The sequence below is a fragment of the Desulfotomaculum defluvii genome (assembly GCF_054657375.1).
Genome location: NZ_BAAHYV010000007.1, coordinates 899,364 through 921,283, shown reverse-complemented (window position 1 = coordinate 921,283; position 21,920 = coordinate 899,364). Strand labels below are relative to the sequence as shown.

Annotated in this window: 23 protein-coding genes and 1 pseudogene; 15 read left to right on the top strand and 9 right to left on the bottom strand. The window is 34.9% G+C overall.

The genetic code is table 11. From position 1 onward, the window contains the following. Positions 1-56 precede the first annotated feature (56 nt). A complete protein-coding gene (locus ACYQ03_RS11580; RefSeq protein WP_459910093.1) occupies positions 57-494 on the bottom strand; it encodes a hypothetical protein in 438 nt (145 codons plus the stop codon). Positions 495-679: 185 nt separating this feature from the next. Then, complete coding sequence (locus tag ACYQ03_RS11575; protein WP_459910092.1) at positions 680-1,012, bottom strand: GNAT family N-acetyltransferase; 333 nt, start codon at positions 1,010-1,012, stop codon at positions 680-682. A gap of 84 nt (positions 1,013-1,096) precedes the next feature. On the opposite strand from ACYQ03_RS11575, the gene ACYQ03_RS11570 reads away from it, so the two are divergent. Together ACYQ03_RS11570 and ACYQ03_RS11565 are read left to right on the top strand one after the other, a co-directional pair. Beyond that, the gene (locus tag ACYQ03_RS11570; RefSeq protein WP_459910091.1) at positions 1,097-1,801 is read left to right on the top strand and encodes a formate dehydrogenase subunit gamma; all 705 of its coding nucleotides are present in this window, start codon (positions 1,097-1,099) and stop codon (positions 1,799-1,801) included. Between the two features lie 256 nt (positions 1,802-2,057). Then, the gene (locus tag ACYQ03_RS11565) at positions 2,058-2,465 is read left to right on the top strand and encodes a hypothetical protein (RefSeq protein ID WP_459910090.1); all 408 of its coding nucleotides are present in this window, start codon (positions 2,058-2,060) and stop codon (positions 2,463-2,465) included. A 32-nt stretch (positions 2,466-2,497) separates the two neighbouring features. Here the strand turns inward: ACYQ03_RS11565 and ACYQ03_RS11560 are convergent, their stop codons facing one another. Next, entirely contained in the window at positions 2,498-2,839 is a 342-nt protein-coding gene (locus tag ACYQ03_RS11560) for a type 1 glutamine amidotransferase family protein (RefSeq protein WP_459910806.1), read from the bottom strand. Between the two features lie 310 nt (positions 2,840-3,149). Between ACYQ03_RS11560 and ACYQ03_RS11555 the strand changes: the two genes are divergently transcribed. The 11 genes and pseudogenes from ACYQ03_RS11555 to ACYQ03_RS11505 all read left to right on the top strand — a co-directional run bounded on the left by ACYQ03_RS11555 (position 3,150) and on the right by ACYQ03_RS11505 (position 12,397). Beyond that, on the top strand, positions 3,150-3,752 hold the full coding sequence (locus tag ACYQ03_RS11555; protein WP_459910089.1) for a TetR/AcrR family transcriptional regulator: 603 nt from the start codon (positions 3,150-3,152) through the stop codon (positions 3,750-3,752). Between the two features lie 18 nt (positions 3,753-3,770). Next, positions 3,771-6,377 (top strand): PEP/pyruvate-binding domain-containing protein, encoded by a 2,607-nt coding sequence (locus ACYQ03_RS11550; RefSeq protein ID WP_459910088.1) that lies wholly within the window; start codon positions 3,771-3,773, stop codon positions 6,375-6,377. A gap of 75 nt (positions 6,378-6,452) precedes the next feature. Continuing rightward, a pseudogene (locus ACYQ03_RS11545) lies at positions 6,453-6,767 on the top strand (YbaK/EbsC family protein); the annotation flags it as partial. A gap of 111 nt (positions 6,768-6,878) precedes the next feature. Continuing rightward, the gene (locus ACYQ03_RS11540; RefSeq protein WP_459910087.1) at positions 6,879-7,292 is read left to right on the top strand and encodes a hypothetical protein; all 414 of its coding nucleotides are present in this window, start codon (positions 6,879-6,881) and stop codon (positions 7,290-7,292) included. A gap of 32 nt (positions 7,293-7,324) precedes the next feature. Continuing rightward, the gene (locus ACYQ03_RS11535) at positions 7,325-7,639 is read left to right on the top strand and encodes a GNAT family N-acetyltransferase (RefSeq protein WP_459910086.1); all 315 of its coding nucleotides are present in this window, start codon (positions 7,325-7,327) and stop codon (positions 7,637-7,639) included. A gap of 166 nt (positions 7,640-7,805) precedes the next feature. Further along, positions 7,806-8,378 carry a class I SAM-dependent methyltransferase gene (locus ACYQ03_RS11530; RefSeq protein WP_459910085.1) on the top strand — a complete coding sequence of 191 codons (573 nt, stop codon included), beginning with the start codon at positions 7,806-7,808 and terminating at the stop codon, positions 8,376-8,378. Positions 8,379-8,447: 69 nt separating this feature from the next. After that, positions 8,448-8,639 carry a hypothetical protein gene (locus ACYQ03_RS11525; protein WP_459910084.1) on the top strand — a complete coding sequence of 64 codons (192 nt, stop codon included), beginning with the start codon at positions 8,448-8,450 and terminating at the stop codon, positions 8,637-8,639. Positions 8,640-8,769: 130 nt separating this feature from the next. After that, positions 8,770-9,213: a GNAT family N-acetyltransferase gene (locus tag ACYQ03_RS11520; protein WP_459910083.1), complete on the top strand. Its 444-nt coding sequence runs from the start codon at positions 8,770-8,772 to the stop codon at positions 9,211-9,213. A gap of 280 nt (positions 9,214-9,493) precedes the next feature. Beyond that, a complete protein-coding gene (locus ACYQ03_RS11515) occupies positions 9,494-10,426 on the top strand; it encodes a copper amine oxidase N-terminal domain-containing protein (protein ID WP_459910082.1) in 933 nt (310 codons plus the stop codon). A gap of 50 nt (positions 10,427-10,476) precedes the next feature. Then, entirely contained in the window at positions 10,477-11,103 is a 627-nt protein-coding gene (locus tag ACYQ03_RS11510; RefSeq protein WP_459910081.1) for a hypothetical protein, read from the top strand. Between the two features lie 664 nt (positions 11,104-11,767). Next, positions 11,768-12,397 (top strand): CatA-like O-acetyltransferase, encoded by a 630-nt coding sequence (locus tag ACYQ03_RS11505; RefSeq protein WP_459910080.1) that lies wholly within the window; start codon positions 11,768-11,770, stop codon positions 12,395-12,397. A gap of 324 nt (positions 12,398-12,721) precedes the next feature. On the opposite strand, the gene ACYQ03_RS11500 is transcribed toward ACYQ03_RS11505, so the two are convergent. The 4 genes from ACYQ03_RS11500 to ACYQ03_RS11485 all read right to left on the bottom strand — a co-directional run bounded on the left by ACYQ03_RS11500 (position 12,722) and on the right by ACYQ03_RS11485 (position 17,614). Further along, positions 12,722-13,936: an IS256 family transposase gene (locus ACYQ03_RS11500; protein WP_459908590.1), complete on the bottom strand. Its 1,215-nt coding sequence runs from the start codon at positions 13,934-13,936 to the stop codon at positions 12,722-12,724. A 187-nt stretch (positions 13,937-14,123) separates the two neighbouring features. Beyond that, positions 14,124-15,056 carry a lanthionine synthetase LanC family protein gene (locus ACYQ03_RS11495; RefSeq protein WP_459910805.1) on the bottom strand — a complete coding sequence of 311 codons (933 nt, stop codon included), beginning with the start codon at positions 15,054-15,056 and terminating at the stop codon, positions 14,124-14,126. Positions 15,057-15,059: 3 nt separating this feature from the next. Beyond that, positions 15,060-17,282: a type 2 lanthipeptide synthetase LanM gene (lanM, locus tag ACYQ03_RS11490; protein WP_459910079.1), complete on the bottom strand. Its 2,223-nt coding sequence runs from the start codon at positions 17,280-17,282 to the stop codon at positions 15,060-15,062. A 77-nt stretch (positions 17,283-17,359) separates the two neighbouring features. After that, the gene (locus ACYQ03_RS11485) at positions 17,360-17,614 is read right to left on the bottom strand and encodes a hypothetical protein (protein WP_459910078.1); all 255 of its coding nucleotides are present in this window, start codon (positions 17,612-17,614) and stop codon (positions 17,360-17,362) included. 646 nt (positions 17,615-18,260) lie between these two features. Here ACYQ03_RS11485 and ACYQ03_RS11480 point away from each other — a divergent pair. Both ACYQ03_RS11480 and ACYQ03_RS11475 read left to right on the top strand, forming a co-directional pair. Further along, entirely contained in the window at positions 18,261-18,722 is a 462-nt protein-coding gene (locus ACYQ03_RS11480) for a GNAT family N-acetyltransferase (protein ID WP_459910077.1), read from the top strand. A 57-nt stretch (positions 18,723-18,779) separates the two neighbouring features. Next, entirely contained in the window at positions 18,780-19,349 is a 570-nt protein-coding gene (locus ACYQ03_RS11475) for a flavodoxin family protein (protein ID WP_459910076.1), read from the top strand. 247 nt (positions 19,350-19,596) lie between these two features. On the opposite strand, the gene ACYQ03_RS11470 is transcribed toward ACYQ03_RS11475, so the two are convergent. Then, positions 19,597-20,259 (bottom strand): ABC transporter ATP-binding protein, encoded by a 663-nt coding sequence (locus tag ACYQ03_RS11470; protein ID WP_459910075.1) that lies wholly within the window; start codon positions 20,257-20,259, stop codon positions 19,597-19,599. Then, entirely contained in the window at positions 20,259-21,896 is a 1,638-nt protein-coding gene (locus ACYQ03_RS11465; protein WP_459910074.1) for an ABC transporter permease, read from the bottom strand. Before ACYQ03_RS11465 ends, ACYQ03_RS11470 begins: the two co-directional genes overlap by 1 nt. Between the last annotated feature and the right edge of the window lie 24 nt (positions 21,897-21,920).

The window sequence follows — 21,920 nt, the reverse complement described above, 5'->3', positions numbered from 1 at the left end:
GCTAATGATTTGAACAAAGGATGACTCGTTTGGGCTACTAGGTATCTATCCACAAGTTAAACACGAATACGTCTCTCCTGCCAGATTTGATATCCGTATATTAGTATAGAATGTAAAAAATTTATTATGTAGACAATAATACGAGTCCAAGGTCCTACGCCTATTAATTCTCTCCAACCAAACCAAGTGAACAAAACGAAAGCAAATCCCAAATCTAGGATGGCATTTGTAATGGCATAACGCCAAAATTGCCCATAAGTAAAACTTAAAACCCATATTGCGGCTACCGGAAGAAGGCCAAACATAATTAAAGGAAAAGCTACTTCTCGAAAATACCAAAATTCTGCCATAACTCCTAGCTCATATATAATTCCACTGGTAAATGCCGTGAATAAGGCAGCAGGCATAAAACGCTTTAAATCTTCCTTTTTCATTAATAGTAAAGTTAACCAAGGTACCACAAGCAATAACAAAATTATAAATTGGTTACTCACTTATGAACCCCCTTGCGAGTAATAGTTAATTTAGGTTTCCCAATATTTCAACTTTTATTCTATAATAATGAACACTACGAGTTTTAGAATCTTCCAATAATCTATATGATAAGCAAAAAGGGGAGGCAGGGGTTATTGGTTTAGAACATAACAAAGCAATGGTAACTTTCGATTATGTAATTTTTTTATATATCACAAACCATAAAATAAATTCCACCTATATGATTAATTTTTACTCCATTATTAAAGTCTATTTCCTTTATTATTTTAAAGCCGTTGGAATGATATATCTTTTGGGCAGTTACGTTATTTGATAAAACAAATAGGCTAAGTTTATCGAAATCAAGGGATTTAGCTTTTTTTCTAGCCATCGAGATAAATTCTGTGCCGATACCTTTACGGCGGAATCTTTCAACAACGAACATTGTGTTGATTAAGAGGCTATTATCAACCCTGGAATTATAAAACTCTTTGAATTGTTCCATTGACCAATTAACTAAAATTTCTACATTTTCCACTCCTTGATATTAGGTAAATACAGGGCTATAATTGTCATGACAACCATAAAAGGTTTTTATAATTAGAAAATTTAGGGAGGGAAAATGTTGCAATTCTATACTAGTTACAAGACATTAATTTTTGCTAGTTTATTATTAGTATCAATTATTGTTTGTGGGGTTCATTTTATAGTAATTGGGGGAAAAGGAAAACTTAACAAGAAATCTACACGGGATGTAATCAGGTTTAACCGCAAAGAACGCCTTTGCCACCTGTTCAGAAGTTTTTCCTTTGTTCTTGTGGCAATAAGTGGTTTTACTTTTATACTAAACCTAAATAATATAACCACAGCAATTATTCACGGAATAAATGGTTGGATTTTTGTAATATCATCTGTTTTGACAATGATACTTTGGTTTAGAGATTGCATACTCTATGATTATGACAAGCAATGGTTAAGGTATATGGGTAATTATCTCACAAAATCCCATGACACACTTCCCTCCGGTAAATTTAATGCAGGTCAAAAAATCTTATTTTGGATAACATCCATGCTCAGCATAGTTTTGATGATTACTGGTATTCTACTTATTAACGGACAAGGTAAGCATTACGATTGGTTTGAATCAGTATTGGCCATTCATGGTATATCAGCGGCTTTAACCATTTCATTTATTATCGGACACATATACTTATCCATATTTGCAAACCCAGGAACAATACGTGTTCTTGTGGATGGAAAAGTTTCTAAAGAGTGGGCCTCGTATCATCACCCCAATTGGCAAGTAGATCAAGTAGAAAAACATTGACTTTATTGCGTTTGGAAGTTTTCATTTACTTAAACATGGTATAGTGAAAATATTAGGATGTTATATATATTTTTCCCTCCTGGTGGAATGGTAGAACGAATATCAGTGTGTTTACAACATACCGACATTTAGAGAATGTTAAACTACAATTAGCCTTATACGTTATATAATGGTATTGTTATAGCAAGAATATACCAAGTCATAGAGAAGGTTATACTACACATTATCCATATGATAGGGACAGGAGTTATGACTTTTGAATTTAATAAAATATTTATTTATAACTATCATTGCTTCAGCAATTGTACTATCTGGATGTTCTATTGATAACGATAAGGTACTTCCTGTAATAGGTATTAGCCTTAGAGTTACTGAAAAAGGGTCGGACTACTGTAAACTGAAGTGGATAGTGGAAAATAAATCGGATGTAACTGCCACATTTCTTAATGGTAACATAGAGCAATATGAAATAATAAACAGAACAACTAATAAAGAATATACCTATGGTAAAAATGAAACAGATGTTATTCTTAAAAATGGAGATCGGTATAGCAATAATATTCTAATTAACAAATTAGAAAAAGGTCGCTATGTTTGTATCTTTTGTGCTGAATCAGAGGAAGGAACAAAGGGTACAATGAAGCTTTCATTTGAGATTGAGTAGCAAATTATAAAAATGGGATGTTGAAATAATTATTAACTTCCCATAATCCATATTTCCGTTATCAACAGACAGATGAGTTTTTGAAAGGATGAATTCATAGTTTCTAGTGGTATCGTATTATTTGGAAATGTAATAGGTTGGATGGCAGCCTCAGTACCAGCAGTAGGCACACCTTGGATCTGAGAGGCAGTAAGTAAGTCGACTCCTTCATTAGTTGCACCTATTGCTTTAGCATGCTTAAAGGCTTCATTAACAAAATGTATTGCATCTCCCTGTTTCATTAGACTATCAACATTTTGGCGGCCTCCTGTAACATATACCGCATCGTATAAAATTGAGCCTGCTGTTACGTAGTTCTTGTAAAAGAAATTCAGTACCTACAACAATCAATCCAGCAAGTTCAACAAGCTCAGCGTAATAAGGCGCCAAATCAAAATTCAATCACACTGTGTACTAAGGACGACTTTGTAAAAGTTAATGCCATAATAATCGAAGCTGCAGAAGCGTACAGTGGTACATTAGTGAACAAAATATTTTTTAAAAAGAGCTAGGGTGCTTAAAAAGAAACCCCTAGCTTTTATATTATGATAAGTAATTTATTGACAAGACTTACAGAAGGGAACTAAAATGAAGTATAGAATATAAATTCTATACTTCATTTTAGTTCCCTTCAGGAGGATATATATGCCCTACAAAACACCCAAGCATATTCAGGAAATAAAGGATGCCAAATACAAACATATTATTGATGTCGCACTACGATTATTCTCAGAAAAAGGGTATCAAAGCACTTCGATACAAAATATTTGTAGCGAGGCAGGCATTTCAGTTGGCTCTATATATTTCTATTTTCCTAATAAAAAATGCATATTTGATGCAGTCTATAACAGCATTCAGAGTAAGTATTTGAAGCCTCTTAAGGTGGTATTGGGAGAAGAAACTCATATAAAAGAAATAATTAGTGAATATATTAGGGGGCAAGTTCATGCTTTAATATCATCAAATATTCATGAAGTTAACTTTTTTCTTACAAACCGAGCCCAGTTAAGAGAAAATCGAAATGACCATTTAAAAGAGATGATAATCTACTTTAAAGAATATTTTGATGAAGCAGTGAAAACTAGACAGATGAAACCTCAGAATACCGAATTAGCAGCATCAACTTTCATTTACTCAGTCTCCTATACAATCGGCCATATATTTGTTTATAAACTTGATTATCAGGAAGAAGAGTTAATAAACTTTTTAATTAACTATAGTGTTCAGGGATTAGGTTTAAAAGGTTAGGAGAGAGGAGAGGACGACGTGAATGAATTTATAAAAAGCTTTAAGGAAGTGACTGCAAAAGATGTCGCTACAGTAGGGGGTAAAGGTGCAAATCTAGGAGAACTGTTCCTTGCTGGTTTTCCTATACCTTCGGGCTTTTGCATCACTGTGGAAGCTTATCGTAAGTTCATAAGAAATGCTAATCTTTCTGATATCTCTATAGATCGGGATAGTGTGGCCCAGATATCTAGAGAGATAATAGAAAAAATATACTTGGAGAAAATGCCTGAAGAGTTGAGGGCCGCTATTATTAATGCCTATTACTCAATAATTGGACCAAATTCTCCTGTTGCTGTTCGTTCCTCTGCTACCGCAGAAGATTTGCCGGAAGCCTCCTTTGCTGGCCAGCAGGACTCCTACCTTAATGTTAACGATGAAACTCTTTTAGATAGTGTCAAGAAATGTTGGGCTTCCCTATGGACTGAACGGGCAATCCATTACCGAATAAAAAACGGGTTTGACCATAATAAAGTTTTCCTTGCTGTAGTTGTTCAGCGAATGGTGCCATCTGAAGCATCAGGAGTAGCTTTTAGCATTAATCCAATAACTTTTGATAATTCCCAAATAACAATTGAATCAGTTTGGGGCTTTGGAGAGGGAATCGTTTCTGGACACATAAACCCTGACCGTTTCATAGTTGATAAAACAAATAAAAAAATATTGAGTCAAGGAATAACTGAAAAAGAACAATCTATTGTTCTTGCGGAAGATGGTTTAGGAACAAGGTCAACCCTTACATCAGATAATATAAAAAATGCTTCTTCACTAACTACAGAACAAATAATATCTTTATCTAGATATGTTTGTAGTATAGAAGAGCATTTTGGGTTCCCACAAGATATTGAATGGGCCGTGGCAGATAATCGTATTTATATACTCCAGTCACGTCCAATAACTACCTTAAGTATGTGTCACTCCATAAAAAAGGCAGACGAATTACATTACTTTAACTTTGACCCTAATTTAGAATGGACGAACATGCAGTGGGTTAGAGAGCGTTACCATCAACCCTTGTCAATTCTGGGGTGGTCAATTCTCGCCCCTTGTCAAAGCGAGGGGTTGCGCTTTGTTTGTGAGACATTAATAGGAAAAAGGTTACCTGCTGATTATAAATTTTATGCCTGGATACACGGCTATTTCTACCAGAATTTTACGATTATGAAGGAAGTTTACCCGTCACTGGCAATGAAGACAATATTAACCACAGATGAAGAAAAAAGGTTTATGCCAAAACATGGTTTTTTCAAAGACTTAAAACTGATATTAAATATGTTTTTGAAAGTGAAGAAGTTAAATGCTACCATGGATAAAGCTTTTAACGAACTATTACCCGGATATCTGCAGGAAATTAAACGCCTTAGAGAATACAAGCTTAGTACAATTAGTGATGTTGAATTATATCAATACATTATAACTTGTCGAGATCTTGGTAAAAGTTTTTTTCAGTATCAACTAGCCAGCGCACTTCCTGCAGATAATTACTATACTATGCTAACTAAACTCTTGGGTGATGATGTATCTTTAAGTGCCAAATTAGTATCTGGACTTCCCAACAACCTTACTGTAGAGACTAATGATGATGTTTGGTGCTTGGCTCAAACATTGCAAAAATCCCCTCAACTACTCATGGCTTTTCATGCTAATTCAACCGAGTCTTTCCTAAATCATGCAGGTAATTCTGAGGATGGTTGTCATTTCATTTCTGAACTAAATGATTTACTTAATAAGCATGGACACCTCAATACAAACATGGATATTGCTACAGATTTTTGGTGGGAAAAACCTGACATAGTTTTTGCTATGATAAGAGGGTTCCTGAGCACAAATGATAAATATGATCCAATAACCAGGGGATTAGAAAAAAAAGATGTACGTGAGAAGACCGAAAAATATGTTCGCTCTAAATTGTCTTTTGTAAAGAAATATATTTTTAATAGAATCTTAGACCCTACCCAAAGATATATGCTTTTACGGGATAACCGTCATTACTATATTACAATGCCCTTTTCGTTAATTAAAAAGGCAATCAGGGAGATGTCTCAGCGTTTACAAGAAGAAGGTATCCTGAAACACGCCGAGAAGGATATATTTTATTTAACTATTGATGAAATTGAAATGATTATAAAGAGAAATATAGACACTAAAAATGTAGATCATCTTATTTCATTGCGCAAAGCTCAAAAAAGTATTGATATTGATGCATTGCCTGCGATTTTTAATGGTTGGCCTGAGATAAAGTGTGATCAAGAAACACGTCAACATAATGGTGGAATTTTAAAAGGAATAGGCGGAAGCCCTGGAATTGCCAGTGGTCCGGTCAAAGTAATACGTTCCCTGAATGATTTTGCACAATTTAAAGCAGGTGATGTTTTAGTTGCCAATAACACTGACCCGGCATGGACTCCACTTTTTGCCATAGCCAGTGCTGTAGTTACAAATTATGGTGGATTGCTGAGCCATGGGGCTATAGTTGCCAGGGAGTATGGTGTCCCAGCAGTATTAGGTGTAACAGACGTTACAGAAACTTTGAAAGATGGGCAGATTATTGAAGTCAATGGATCTAAGGGTACAGTTTCGTTAATTTGATTATAATTTGCATTGACAGTGCTAGTGTAGAAGGGAATGCCTTAAAGTAGGTATAATACATTTAAACGACATTTCCTTGTAGTTTTACAAAAAGACAAAAAGGCCGATTTAAAAAGTATTCAAAAGCAACTGGGCTGTACAAGATTGAGCTTTGCATCTGAAGGAAGGCTTTTTAAATACTTACATCTTCATAAAGGTGAAGTAACACCACTAGGTATAATTAATGATAACGAGGCTTTTGTAGAAGTAGTATTTGATAATGATTTAGTAGGAAAAAACAAGCTTGGGGTTCATCCCAATGTTAATACTGCTACGGTATGGATTTCTTTTGATGATTTGAAAAAGATCATTGAACAAAATGGAAATAAGATTTACTTTGTAACTATTTAACTCAAAGGTTGTAATCTAAACGATGAGTATTAATAAACTTCCCATAAACCATATTACTTAAGGTTTGACACCCGAGAAAGGATAAAGATTTTCTGTTTAAGGGAGAAATTAATGATCCGATACATTCTTTTTGGATTTTCATCTACTTTTATTTTTGCCATATTTAATGCTCGTCATTTAGTTGATGGCCCTGGACCTAGTTTCCTTGAATTTATCTTATCTATTATTTTTCTTTTAATTTGGGGTTTTTATGGGTCTTGGATGGGTAGAAACAGTGAAGTTACTTTTATTTATTTTACTACCTTTTTCTGGGGTCTGGGTCTCACAATATCACTAGTCGGAATAAATATCTTAGGACCTGTAATTATTTTCTGTTTTTTATATATCGGACCGTTAGCAGGATTTTTATATTTATTAGACATTTATGGTCAGCCTTTAGTTTTTTTAAATACAGCTCTCCCATTAATTATATCTATACTTGGTTATAGGATTGGTCAAGAAGTTTCTCAGAAAAGTGATTCCTAAAACCACAGTTTATAAAAATTGCGAAATAACAAATGCTTGATTATTATTTACCCCTTATCATAGATGGAAATGTTTTCTGCGGGGAATTTTGCGAGGAAATCGTAGGTGTTTTGGTACTAAAGGACTTTGATGGCTATATGTTGCTTGACAATGTGGCCCTACTTTCAGAATCCCAAGGCAAAGGTTTTGGGAAACAGTTGATTGCATTTGCCGAGCACTATTCTTCTGAGTATAATTATAATGAAATTCGGCTTTACACGAATATTAAGATGACCGAAAATATAAAGCTTTATCAAAAACTTGGATACTCTGAATATTCAAGAAAAGAGGAAAATGGCTTTGAATGAGTTTATTTTAAAAAGCGGTTAACATCTGCATAAAATATGCTTATTTACTGTAAGTTTGCCATAATCCATACTATGTGAGAGTAACATCAGGGGCTTACGATTAAAAAGAAATCGTAAATAGAAGCAGGGAGCATTAACGAGTGCAGACAAGGAAAGGAGGAGAAAAATGAATTCGGTTTTTGATCGATTTGCGAAAAAAGGAGTATTTCCATACCAATTTGCTTTTACTCTACTTATTCCTTTGAGGAATTTATTTCTTTCTCCTAAAAAACTAATTCAACGCCTTGAATTAAAAGAAAATTATAATGTCCTTGAAATTGGGCCAGGTCCTGGATATTTTAGTGCTAAAGTTGCTAAGTCTATACCTCATGGCATATTAACATTGACTGATATTCAGAAAGAAATGCTTGATATAGCAAAGAAAAGATTATCTAAGAAGAATATATTTAATGTTGAATATCACTTATGCAATGGTATTGATTTTCCTTTTGAAAGCAATAAATTTGATGTTATATATATGGTTACTGTGTTAGGGGAGATTGAAAACAAACAACAATATGTTAAAGAATTTTATAGAATAATGTGCCCTAATGGTAATCTATCAATCTCAGAACAAGCTGGAGATCCAGACAAAATGTCAATAGATGAAATTAAAAATTTATTACTTGATTCTGGCTTTGAATTCGATAAATTCTATGGAACAGAAAATAACTTTACAATTAATTTTAGAAAAAAATAGCATGCTTAATATTATATTCCAGTTTGGAATATATAGGCATGAATAATAATTTAAGGAGATATTGCAGCTATGTCTAAAAGAAGTGGACTAATTGGTGGTATTTCAGGGGCTATAGGCGGTTCGTTTGGTATGTTTTTAGGTTCTAATCTTGTAGACATAATAGTATTGAATAATTTAGTTCAAGAATACATAGTTATAGCCATTACTGCTGGACTAGTCAGTTATATTGTAAGTACTGTGTTAGATAGACTATGGAAATAATTATTTTTATTTCATTTTGAAGGCCCTCTTTTTCAAGAAACTTTAAGCCTATTTCATATCCAATAACTTCTAATCTATTTTTGATATAATGTCATTTGTACTCAGGAGTTATATAAGAGGTGATTTTATCATGTTTGTTAGAGTAGTTAAAATGGAAGATTATAATGCCTGGCTGGATTTAGCCAAAGAAGTGGAACCCATATTTGGTAAAATGGTTGATAATATAGATTTTAAAAATGGGATTAAGGACTGTATACTTAATTCCTCTGCCTTTTGTGTTGAGAATAATAATAATATTGAAGGCATAATAGCTGTCAATAAAACTATAAATGAGATATTATGGCTGGCGGTAAGAGAGGAAAGTCGTGGTAAAGGTTATGGCTATCAATTAGTGGAAAGGGCACTTAAATTTTTGGATAATAAGAGACCTGTTTTCGTTCAGACCTTTTCTCCAAACATAAAAGTTGGCGAAATGGCAAGAAAGATGTATCTAAAGTTTGGTTTTATGGACTATAAAGATGGAGGGAAAAACCCTGCCGACATTAATACTGTGATTATGAGGTTGGAAAAATAAAAATTGCTTATAAAGAACTTGTCTTAGTAGATGTTGTTCCCCAATCTGATTGTCCATGCAGAGTGGATAACTACAGGTTATTGTTACCAAAGGCTTACCAAGGGTGATACAACCGATATGGGCTATTGCATTCATGCTTTGAATGCTGTCTATCTTAAAACATTAGAACGTTGGATAAGATTAGATTTTATATATGAATATTGTAATAATTAAAATATTCAAAGAAGGTTAAATGTTTTAGGGAAAAAATAACAAATAATTATGTTAAAGGTAGATAATTATGGACATAACGGATTTGATGAGTAATTTTATTATATCTATTGCGGCAGGTGCATGCGGGTATATTCTTTTTAAGTCAACTAGGAGTGCTGCAATAGTATTTATTCTGTGTATAATGATTTTCTTTTCAATTAGTTATTATGAATCAAACAAGCCTACAAAAGAAAGTTCATCGGATAACGTTTCAAAGAATATCTTATTATTTAATGTCGGGTCAACCATCTACTATTCAAACCAATGTGCTAAGGTTATGGAAGTCGCCCCTTACACTAAAGATGGACGCACCTATGTACCTGTTGATTTTATTGCAAAAGAAATGGACATAGATATGTTTTTTGAAAATAGCACTGCAACATTAACCCAGGGGGACAAGGTTTTTAAGTTAACAATCGGAAGCTCGATTTACGAATTAAACGGGAGTGCTTATGTTATGGATGTAGCTCCTGAAGCTAAAAATGGCCACTTCATGCTGCCTACTCGTTACGTAATAGAAGCTTTAGGTGCTGAAATTGGCTATGCTAACGGTCAAACTGTTATAGGATATTATACAACTGCTACGAGAACCAAGGAAAAAAACAACTCTATTTCTTTTTTTGCCAATTCCCCCGTAATAGGTCTAAGGGGTAAGACTAAAGTTATGGATATAGCTACTTACACTAAAGGTGGTTATACATATGTACCTATTGATTACCTTGCAGAAGCAATGGACGCAAGCATGGGATTTGCACAGGGATTTGTAGTCATAGCTCAAGGGGATAAGGTGGTAAAGTTAACAATCGGTGATACAAAAATCGATGTTAATGGTATAGTAACTACTATGGATGTTGCTCCTGAAGTTAAGAATGGCCGTGTAATGCTTCCTCCTCATTTTGTAGCAGAAGCTTTAGGTGCTCAGACTGGCTATGATAACAATATAATTGTAATAGCTAAGTAAATGAGATAATTACCTACTATAGATGATTATTATTAAGGTGTTAATATGCAATGACGAAGGAAAAGCTCTTAAAGGAAAAAGGGTTTGGCTTTATTATGAAAAACTTAGGACAAAATATGGCATGGTTTAATAATATGGAACGAGGTCAAAAAATGAGAACAATTCTAGTTGGTGCTATACTTGTAATAATACTCTTAGGAACAGGATGCCAAAGTATAACTGCACCCAATACTACAATAAGTCAACCCCAAGAACAAATACCCACTGTAAATATAGTGGCCCAAGTAACTCATTTATCCTCAAAAGAGTATGAGAGTGTTGGTACTCATGGAATTAAGAATCCTACAATTGATGATTTTCGTAATTTCTTATTCAGGGTGGAGATAGCAAACGGGAAGGATGTTACTAAGAAGCAAATAAAAGTACCCGGTACTCAAGATTTTAAAAATATTATGACCAGAGATCGGTACTGGTTTGGAACTGTAAAAAGTCAAAATAATGATGGTGAAGATTTGTCTTTTGAAGAACGAAACAGTGTTCTGTATTATAGAGGGCTAACAGATGATAAATTAAAGGAAATGCTCAGTGCTGTTGAATTCCAAGTAAGTTGGGTTAACAAAAATGGAGATGTTTATAACAAAGGATATAAATTAAAAGATTATCTAATATTTAAATAGTAGCTTATTAACTTAAAATTAGTATTAAACCCAGCAAGCTCATTGTTGGTTTACAAATATTAGAGGTATTGACTTAATATAACATTGACTTAATATAACATTGTAAAATTTTATAATCCCGATGTGATCCCGATATAACTGGTACTTAGTGATTGTTCTGATAAACCTAAAAAAGTATTATAACTAAAAGTTTTTCACAAAATAAAAAGGCTATATTAGCCCTTTCTGGTCCTTGCTATACAGATTTAAATGTTGGATTTAAGACTATGTGAGTTCTTATGTCATAAACTAATTCTATATCGCAATGGGAACAGTAATACTTCTGTTCCATAACTCTGTCTTTTTGCATAATGGTTAATGCCTCGTTATGATCATTAAGTAATGGAGAAATTTCTTTTTGCACTGTCTTACATACTGGACAGTATAAAATTACTTCAAAGCTAATTTTGTTGGTTATCCTTATCACCTCACCTTCATAGAGAATGATGGTGGTAAGGAAAACCTTATCAATTTCAAAATTCAATATGAATAAATGTATTTTAACATGTCATTATATTTTAAACAATCTAAATTTTCAACCATTACTTTAAAGGGCTACCTATTAATCTATATTTGTAGGATAATGCAATGTAGGTATTGAACTCATAAAGGAGACGAAGTATTTATGGCTAATAATTATAAGGTAATTAATGAGAAAAATTGGAAGCGTGCATTACATTGTCAAATATTTAGAAATAGCATTGAGCCATCATATTGTGTGACTTTTGAGTTGGATATCAATAATTTCTTAGCAAGGGTTAAAGAGATGAAGTATTCGTTTACAATGGCTCTAATCTTTATTGTTTCCAAATGTGCAAACGAAATTGAGGAGTTTAGATACCGTTTCGTAGATGGTCAAATAGTGCTTTATGATAGAATTGATACAGCTTTTACGTATATTAACAAAGACACCGAGCTTTTTAAGGTTGTTAATGTTGAAATGCAGGGTACAGTAGAAGAATATGTTGCCATAGCTATCGAAAAGGCTGAAAATCAAAAAGAATATTTCACAGGGCCATTAGGTAATGATGTATTTCAATTTTCGCCATTCCCGTGGGTATCATTTACTCACATTTCACATACTAATCCTGGGAAAAAAGATAATGCTACACCTCTCTTTGATTGGGGAAAATATTTTAACAGAGATGGGAAATGGATGCTTCCTTTTTCTGTTCAAGTGCATCATTCTTTTGTAGATGGGATACATATTGGAAAGTTGGCTGATTCTTTGCAAAACTATTTAAATAGGTTCTAATACAATGTTGAGATTATAATCATAACTGACTAATAGATATGTTTAGGTCAGTGATTATTAGGAGGATAAAATAGAAATTGGTCATATATTCATATGCACCGGGAGTGTACAGATTTTTGTGTAATTGGATTGTTTCCTTGTAAATTTGGAAAGGCTTATAATGGCTCTTGCCTGCAGGGAGGATAGGGCAATGCTGAGGAGCAACCCGAGCGCCCTACATGGTTCTGCCGGAGATATCTAAGGATATTATTCCCAGCTATCTCTTTTTTTATGGCTATCTCCGGGAGAATAAAAGCGATAAACCTATCGCCTAGCCCCTTGCATTTAAGCAATTTCTGATTGGAGCCGATCTCCAAAGTAAATAGCAAGTTGAGAAATGCAACTTCTCCATTCTCGAATTGGCATGGTCCATTTCCTGGAGATTGTATCTGTTGCCAGGTAAATTATCTTTCTTAGCGCATCGTCAGTGGGGTAAGCGGTTTTAGTTTTCGTTACCTTCCTTAATTGTCGGTGGTATCCTTCAATAATGTTTGTGGTATAAATCATTTTTCTGACTTCATACGGATAATCAAAATATGTAGTTAGCTCCAGCCAGTTGTTCTCCCAAGACTTAATGATTATAGGGTGCTTTTTACCCCATTTCTCTTTGAATTCCTCAAAGGCATACTCGGCTTCTTCCAGGGTTAAGCCTTGGTAAACTTTTTTAAGATCAGCTAGTACAGCTCTTTGCTCTTTGTAAGAAACATACTTCATAGAATTACGAATCTGGTGGATGACACATAACTGTATCCTCGTCCTGGGGAAAACGGTGTTAATAGCCTCACTAAAGCCTGAAAGTCCGTCTTTACAGGCTATTAGAACGTCCTCAACACCCCTATTTTTGAGGTCATTACAAACACCTAGCCAAAAACTAGCACTCTCATTTTCACCAATCCAAATACCTAATATCTCTTTTTGCCCGTTTATATTAATGGCAAGTACACTGTAAGCAGCCTTATTTATGATACGGTTATCCTTGCGAACTTTGAAATGAATGGCATCAAGAAATACGATAGGATAGACACGATCTAGTGGCCTTGCTTGCCATTCCGCAATCATTGGCAGTATTTTATCAGTTACTTTGCTAACCATAGTTGCAGAAACTTCCACGCCATAGATGTCTCTCATGTGATCTTCTATATCCCGGGTGGACATGCCTTTGGCATACATGGCAATGATCTGATCTTCAAGTTCATTAGCAGTTGTTTCGTATTTCTTGATGATTTGTGGCTCAAATTCACCGTTGCGGTCACGGGGGATCTTGATTTCTGCTTTACCCATTTGAGTTTGAACAGTCTTTTTACTATACCCGTTTCTGCTATTGCCAGAATGGTCACCTGTTGGATCATGTTTATCGTAGCCCAGGTGAGTATCCATTTCAGCCTCAAGAACCTTTTGAATTGTATCCTTAAAGAGGTCCTTCAGCATGTTATGAATATCGTCCATGCTCTTACATTCTTTAGCTATTTCCGCTACTAACCGATTCTTTGTGTCTTGCATAATTGAATCAACTCCTTATTGGTAGTTATATCCAATTACACAAAACTAGAGACATCCTCTATGCACCAAGACCAAAGCACCGGCTGGAGATTTATTTAGAGACTTTGGACTTGTAGAAGGATCAGAAATGTCCACCTGGTCAAGGGACTGCCAAAACAGAAATTAATTGAAACAGTCTCTTAAAACTTTATTCGAGTAACAACACGGATGGTAATTCCTTTGGAGCAGCAAGGCGCAAAAATTCATAGCCAATCCCGGTTAATCCTCTGAAAAGACTATGACCCATTTGATTTTCTGATTCCTTTTGGCTAAGTCTAAATCCGCCTGGCTGTTTTAATCTCTTTAAAACGAAATCTGCTTGTTTTATGGCACTATGATATAATTCTTCAGTTGAAAGCTGATTTGCTGCAGTAATAAGTAAATCAATAACTCCGAAATTACCACAACAGAGATGATCCAATTCTTTCAGTTTAAAAGCTTTTGCATTTTCAACAGCGATGGTAATATCCCGTTTAATCACAGTTGTATTCCAAATGGATTGAATTCCCAAGCGGGAAAGTCCAATCCCAGGCCAACCATAACACCATGTTTCCATGTAATAAGGAGAGTGATGTACTTCCATTATCGAAATCCGATAATCTGCCCAGTTCCGATGCTGTGCGGAATACGTACTGTTTTCATACTGAATAGCTTCTTCAGCAGCATTTTTAAATTCAATTTGCTTAGATACTTCAAATAACTTTGCTAGTGCATAAGCAACTCCTGCAGCGCCGTGAGAAAAACCAGTAGGGAGTTTACCTTCTAATGTTTTCAGCAATCGGTTATTCCAAGCTTTATATCCTGTGTCACTTGTTACTCGCTTATTCAATAAATGCTTTCCGCAAATTACAGCCTTATACAATACTTCTTCTTGCCCTGTTGCTTTATATAACGGAATTAAACCAAGTATGGTCCCGGCCGAGCCGCTCATGATATCAAATATTTGATCGTTGTAGATTAGTTCAGGGGTTATCATTTTAGATATTCTAATTGCCTCATCTATGATAAATTGTTCACCCAGGAAATCGTAAATTCGTACAAGGGTATAAACAATTGAACCAAGTCCCGCTGTTCCACCAATTCCCTATTGGTTTATATAGTTTAACGCTTTAGTACCTTGGAATTCTTTACGAAACACTTGGATTTCTTCAAGAGCTTGCTTTCTAAAACTGTGTTGTTGCGTTTTCATTGCCAGCGCTGCATAAAAAAAGGCGACACCGAGACTTCCGGCATATAAATTAAATCCCACGATACCCGAAATGGATGTTGAGGATAGATATTTCTCCTGAACAATTTCACCAATTAAAATGGCTTGTTCAAGCAGTTCTTTTGGGGTGCTGGGATCTTCATTTCCCTTTAGATCACTAGTAAGTGAATTTACTGTTAGAATTTTATTTAGGCTTGCTATTTGTTGGTTAAGGAAAGAGGGACTTAAGCTCTCAATACAATTACGTATCAGAGCCATAGCATTAGGTTGAAAAACATTTTCAACCTCTTTATGTTTCGAAATGTTTAGGGAAGAATTATTTGTTTGAAATAAAAAATGTGGAATATCCATTTTTTCTAGTGATAGGTGCTCTTCTTTAAGTAGAGGCCATAAAGTATTGTCTGGCTCAGAGATAAATCTTTTACTTAAGTGGTCAAGTTCAATACTTCGGTCTATTCCATCTTTCAATAGGTGGGGAGATAAGGTTTGGTATAAATATAAAGTATAAAGTCTTGTTGGACGAAAAACAAAACGACATCCCTTTCCATTAAATCCTTCAAGTGGTCCTTCTTTAGCAAGTAATTGATGACGATGAGTAATAATAAATTGATACATCTTTTGAAACCCAGAGATTAATTCTACTTTATAATTATAAGTGGTCATCAATTGGGTGTTTAAATAGTTGTGGTTTTTGGCGGGCTTCATTATTTGATGCATCATGGTATAATCCATTTGATCTGTATTAATGTTTTCCCATTTGGGGTTTTTAAATGGTGTCTGCTGGTTGTTCCCCCCTGTTAGGCCACTAAGATCAAGACTTTTTCCTGAACAATCTTCTTGTGGGAGAGGTAGTAACCCTGTACGAGAAATTGTAGCATACTGATTATCAATATTAATTGTCGTTCCTACTGTTTTATATGGTTGAAAGAGCATTTCTAAATCTATAGGAGTGGGATGTTCTCCACTGGCAATAATGTTTTCATAATGCAAATCAGTTCCACCCAAAATGGACATTAAGCAAAGCAGCATGCCACATCTAGTGTAATATCGTTGAACTTGTGTTTTATTCACACACGGAAGCTGCTCCACGTATTCAACCCAACCATATACTTGCTTGTTTAATATTTTTAGGCACTTCCAGGGGAGTTCTTGTCCTTGACGATTGAAATAATCTAATAGTTGATAATATGCTTCTTCCATTCCCAGATCTCTTGGTTTATAAACCAACCTGAGGCCAGAGGAAAATTTAGAAATAACGACCATTCTTCCGTGATGATGAGGGTCTGATAACTCGGATTCTATTTCAATGATCTGACCTATTTCTTTATTATCGTTAAACAATTTTTCTATCTCTTTTTTATCGTTTGCAACCCTTTGAATGAACTCGGAAACCCACTCAACCCAAAACAAGGATGAAAGAGCTAATAGTTTAGCCAGCACTGGGTATGTTTTAAAAAAGGAGAAAAATTCTACTTCCAGCATTAGTTTGATAAATGATTGGTATATTGGGGAGGAGTTCTCAGTGGTTGGCACAGCTTCAAACAAATTCTTATATATTCGGTAGACTTTAAATTCAAATTGAAGCGTTATAGAACCTATCTTAGATAGCTTTTTTAATAGAATTCTTTCCAACTGATGATGTGCATCAGTAGTCAAACAATCATAGCTCTTACCTGCTCTATCTTTTAGTTTTTGCACAGACGTATAAACAAATGGAACAAAAAATTCTTCAAAAGGGAGGGGTTCGTTTTCAGACAAAAATTTCTGGGATTTAAAGTTAAGTTCCGGGGCAATTTGAATCGCTTCTTGTAATGTGTAAATCCACTCAGGACCGCGTTTTCTATCTTTCCATTTCACTGACTGGATAAGACCATAAATTTGTTCTAATTTAAGTCCATCTACAGAAAACCGCTTTAAGAATTGTTCTTCACTACCAGCAGCTATAGTAGCTTTCCACTTCTCTAGTTTTTTTTTCGATTGATTGTCTGGGTTTTTCATTTGTTCACATATAAATTCGCCATCTAAGCGTTCATAAAAACCACTTCCTTTCTCAACAATTTGCAGGAGTTCATCCCAGGCAATATTCATATTTTTAAACACCTCTTTTAACGCTCCTTAGTTGGTTACCAGTAAAGGGGCAGTAACTTCTTAGTTACCGCCCCAATTCTATAAGCTTATTAAAGTGTACATGCAGCTGTCCAAACATATTCTTGACACTCAAGGTCAGCTTTTCTATTATAGTATTCCCTAATGGCATCTAATGCTACTTCTTCGTTTCTCAAAAGCTCTCTAAGAAGCTGTAAAATTTGTACCGGATTTGGATATTCTAAAGTTTCAGGATCGAGGTACCCAAAATTTTTACGAGTTTTCACATAACTTACCTTCTTTCTTGATGATATTACGTTTTCAGGGATGAGAGGCAGTAACTTCAAAGTTACCGCCCCGATTCCTGATCCTTAAAACGTGCATGCAACTGTCCAAACATATTCTTGACACTCTAGATCATCTGCTCTGTTATGGTATTCTCTAATTGCAAATTTTGCAATCTCTTCGCGTTCTAGAAGCAGTCTAAGCAGTTGTAAAATTAGCTCGTGATGGGGACCTTGTTTACCATGTGACATTTTGTTTCCCCCTTTCTAAATTTATATTACAAATATATTCATAAAATGGGAATTTGTGATAGAGTATTTAAGGCATTGTCAATTTTTCAAAAATAATGTCTAAAGCAATCCTGTTTATTAATGCAATATCTATGGGTATTTTTGGAAGTAGCTTAGAATTATTTGTAAATTAGAAGGAATAACCAGGAAATGTGCAGAAGAAAGTTTTTTAAATTAGTTGAGTTATTATAGAAGAAGTGTATCTATTGCATATTTGACCAATTACTATAAAGAAAAGTAGTACAATTAAACGAGGTAAAGAACACCTCATTGAATTAGAGTTTGAAAATGGGCAGTTAAACAGTCCAAGGATTTCAGACCAGACTTACCTTTGATATTTAGATGGTAATTCTAGATTGATATTATACAAAATTCTTTTTAATCGAGTATATATAATTTTTCTAAGTAGGTGGTTTTTGTGGAAATTATAAAACTACAAAGAAAAGATATTAAAACAGCCATTGAATTAGTATGGACAGTCTTTAGAGAATTTGAAGCCCCAGATTACACAAACGAAGGCATTGAGGAATTTAGAAAATTTATTTCATATAATTCTATCATTGACAAACTTGATAAGGGAGAACTGCTTTTTTGGGGATGTATTGATAATGATGATATAACAGGTATAATAGCTACAAGAGGATTTAACCATATATGTATGTTGTTTGTAAAAAAAGAGTACCATAGGCGAGGTATTGCAAGGAGTTTAATTAACACTGTTGAAGAGATTTGTAAAAGCCAGACTAAAATTAGTAAAATTACAGTAAATTCATCTCCATATGCAGTAGAATTTTATCATCGTCTTGGTTTTGTTGATATAGATAAAGAACAGACAGTCAATGGTATTAGGTTCACTCCTATGTTATATTTGTTAAGTTGATTTTGAAATACATTCTTCAAATGGGGGAGTGTTCATGTTGCATCAGGGGGAGTTTATGTGAAGGTTATAGGAATTAACGGTAGTTCTCGTAAAGATGGAAATACGGCTATTCTTATCAAAACCGTTTTTGAAGAATTAGAAAAAGAAGGTATAGAAACTGAATTGGTACAGTTATTCGATAAACCTATATCAGGGTGCAGAGGATGTTTTGGCTGTCTGCAGAAAAAGAAATGTGTTATTGATGGTGATTTTTTCAACGAATGTCTTAATAAGGTTACCAATGCTGATGGTATTATACTTGGGTCGCCAGTTTATTCTGCTGATATATCCTCAAAAATGAAGGCTTTTCTCGAACGAGCAGGAGTTATTGTTGCAACTAATCCTGGGATGTTAAAACATAAAGTTGGAGCTTCTGTTGTAGCTGTTCGACGTGGTGGAGGAATGACTACAGTTGATACACTAAATCATTTTTTATTGAATAAAGAAGTTCTTTTGGTAGGTTCTACTTACTGGAATATGGTTTATGGAAAAGATGTGGGTGATGTTACCAATGATGAAGAAGGAATGAGAAACATGAAAAACTTAGGACAAAATATGGCATGGTTAATGAAAAAATTAACCAACTAAATTATTTGATAAGATAGAAGTTAAAAACATAATGTTGATTACTGCAACCTTAAAGAAGGGTCCGAAGCAAAATCGCTATCAGTAGCAGTTTTTGCTTCGGACTTTTTTATAATAATTTTTCACTAAATGCAATTTGTACTCTAATGAACCCGAGAAGTGAACCTTTTATAATGTTTACTCTTTTGGCTATAAAGCGTTTACTAAACAATTGCCGAAATACCAAGAGTTGCTGCAGTGATATGAACCATTAATCCTGTACAAAGCCCTTTAAAGTCTTATTGATCATCACCAACCGATCGGCTAAGGCCTTGGAGTCTTCGATATCATGGGTAACAAAAATACAGGTAATACCAGCTTTGTTGATGATTCTCTTTAACTCCTCACGGATTTTAGATCGTATATCTGCATCTAAATTGCTAAAGGGTTCGTCCAATAACAATACAGAGGGTTTTGGTGCTAATGCTCTGGCCAATGCCACCCTCTGTTGTTGACCGCCGCTTAATTCATAGGGATAACGGTGACTCAGCTCTTTCAGACCCACAAGCTCTAATACTTCTTTGCAGCGCTGGGTTCTCTCACTTGGCTTTAATCTGTCTAGTCCATAAGTAATGTTCTTTTCTACCGTCATATGTGGAAATAAGGCATAATCTTGAAAAACCATGCCAATGCCGCGTTTTTCGGGTTCAACGTAGGTTGTAGTATCAAATAAAACCTGATCATTGATTGCAATTGTACCACTACAGGGTTTTTCGAGGCCAGCCAACAGGCGCAAGAAAGTACTTTTGCCACTGCCGCTTTGACCTAAAATTGAAATGATTTCTCCTTTATTTACAGTTAAATCAAAGTTATCAATGACGGGCTCAGAAGAATTTTTAAATCTAAAAAATAAGTCCTTAATTTCAATATACATTAGTTTTCCCCCTTCATTGCTATCCTGTTGCTAAAGTAAATGGCGAGCAGACTAAAGGCAATAATGATCAGAGAGGGGATGGCCGCTTCTGGTATCATTTCATCACTGGCATACTGAAAGACTTTACTGGCCAGAGTATCAAAGTTAAAGGGCCTTAAAAGCAGAGTAAGGGGTAACTCCTTAATAACCTCCACAAAAACTAAAACACAGCCGCTTAACAAGGCAGGTTTGATCATGGGAAGGTCTACACGTAAGAATGTACCGGCTTTATTAACCCCTAACATCCGAGATGCCTCAGAAAAGCGATTCCCTATTTTTTCAAAACCTGCTTGCAGGGAATTAAACCCCATTGCTAAAAAACGAATAACATAGGCGAAGAGGAGCATGGCAATACTTGAACTTAGCACTAGTTTTACTGAGCCTGCATTGATTTTTTGATAAAAACCATATAACTGATTATCAAGGAAGATAAACCAAGCTAATACTCCGATAGCAATAATCGCACCAGGAATCGAATAGCCTAACACGGTAACTTTTGCGTATAACTTAGATAGCAGGTGATCGTTCGTTCTGCAATAGTTGGCTATAATCGCAGCAACAACCATCACCAATAGGGTTGTAACTAGGGCCACGCTGAGAGAGTTGAGGATTAATTTCCAAAACGAAGGATCCAGCGTGTTTTGATATGTAAGAGAAGACCAATATATAAGCTGAGCTGTAGGAATTAAAAAACTAAAGGCAAAAATAACCATACAATACCCAAAGGCTAAAAATCCCTTGATTCCCTTTAGGGATATAGGCGCTAGGGGCCGGACTTTGGTAGTAGTGTAACTATATTTTTTCCTGCCACGCATTACTCTTTCTAGAATGAGTATGATCAGTACTATCAGCATTAAGGAAGAAGATAATTTAATAGCTGAATTGACGTCTCCCATGGCAAACCAGGTCTTAAAGATGGCTGTACTGAAGGTTTGAATACCAAAATATTGAACAACCCCATAGTCATTTAACACTTCTAATATCACCAAACTTACAGAACCGATAATGGCGGCTCGCGAGCAGGGTAAAACAATAGAAAAGAAAATGGCAAGGGGTTTTTTACCCAAGAGTCTGGCGGATTCAACGAGGGAAGCAGACTGTCTTTCTAAAAAAGCCCGGGAAATGGTATAGACATAGGGAAATAGAACCAGGGTAAAGATAAAAACTGCCCCTTTGATATTCATAATGTCAAGATATTTAGGGTCTGACTGGATTGCAAATTTATTGCGCAGAGTGATTTGTAAGATACCAGTATAGCTTAACAAACCACTATAGGTATAGGCAGCAATATTGGGCGGGATTGCTAAGGGCAAAATCAAGGCCCATTTAAAGAATTTTTTCATAGGAAAATCGTAGGCGCAAATAAGCCAGGATAAGCTTGTACCCAGCAAAATCGTCAGTAAACTGGTAAAAAGAACCAACTGAAGTGAGTTTCTCACATAGTCTTTTAACAAATAATCCTTAATGTGCTGCCAATTTTCATTGGCGGGCAACATTAAATTTACTAAAATATGCAAACAAGGAATGATTAGTAAAATTACAAACAAGAAACTAAAAACTGCCCAACTATCTAACTTTAACTTGTATCTTGGGAACATCCTTAAAACAACACCTCCTTAAAG

Excerpts from the sequence above, each read along its gene's own strand:
- ACYQ03_RS11570 (WP_459910091.1), top strand. The coding sequence starts at position 1,097 with ATGTTGCAATTCTATACTAGTTACAAGACATTAATTTTTGCTAGTTTA.
- ACYQ03_RS11555 (WP_459910089.1), top strand. The coding sequence starts at position 3,150 with ATGCCCTACAAAACACCCAAGCATATTCAGGAAATAAAGGATGCCAAA.
- ACYQ03_RS11540 (WP_459910087.1), top strand. The coding sequence starts at position 6,879 with ATGATCCGATACATTCTTTTTGGATTTTCATCTACTTTTATTTTTGCC.
- ACYQ03_RS11535 (WP_459910086.1), top strand. The coding sequence starts at position 7,325 with ATGCTTGATTATTATTTACCCCTTATCATAGATGGAAATGTTTTCTGC.
- ACYQ03_RS11530 (WP_459910085.1), top strand. The coding sequence starts at position 7,806 with ATGAATTCGGTTTTTGATCGATTTGCGAAAAAAGGAGTATTTCCATAC.
- ACYQ03_RS11525 (WP_459910084.1), top strand. The coding sequence starts at position 8,448 with ATGTCTAAAAGAAGTGGACTAATTGGTGGTATTTCAGGGGCTATAGGC.
- ACYQ03_RS11520 (WP_459910083.1), top strand. The coding sequence starts at position 8,770 with ATGTTTGTTAGAGTAGTTAAAATGGAAGATTATAATGCCTGGCTGGAT.
- ACYQ03_RS11515 (WP_459910082.1), top strand. The coding sequence starts at position 9,494 with ATGGACATAACGGATTTGATGAGTAATTTTATTATATCTATTGCGGCA.
- ACYQ03_RS11510 (WP_459910081.1), top strand. The coding sequence starts at position 10,477 with ATGACGAAGGAAAAGCTCTTAAAGGAAAAAGGGTTTGGCTTTATTATG.
- ACYQ03_RS11505 (WP_459910080.1), top strand. The coding sequence starts at position 11,768 with ATGGCTAATAATTATAAGGTAATTAATGAGAAAAATTGGAAGCGTGCA.
- ACYQ03_RS11500 (WP_459908590.1), bottom strand. The coding sequence starts at position 13,936 with ATGCAAGACACAAAGAATCGGTTAGTAGCGGAAATAGCTAAAGAATGT.
- ACYQ03_RS11470 (WP_459910075.1), bottom strand. The coding sequence starts at position 20,259 with ATGTATATTGAAATTAAGGACTTATTTTTTAGATTTAAAAATTCTTCT.
- ACYQ03_RS11465 (WP_459910074.1), bottom strand. The coding sequence starts at position 21,896 with ATGTTCCCAAGATACAAGTTAAAGTTAGATAGTTGGGCAGTTTTTAGT.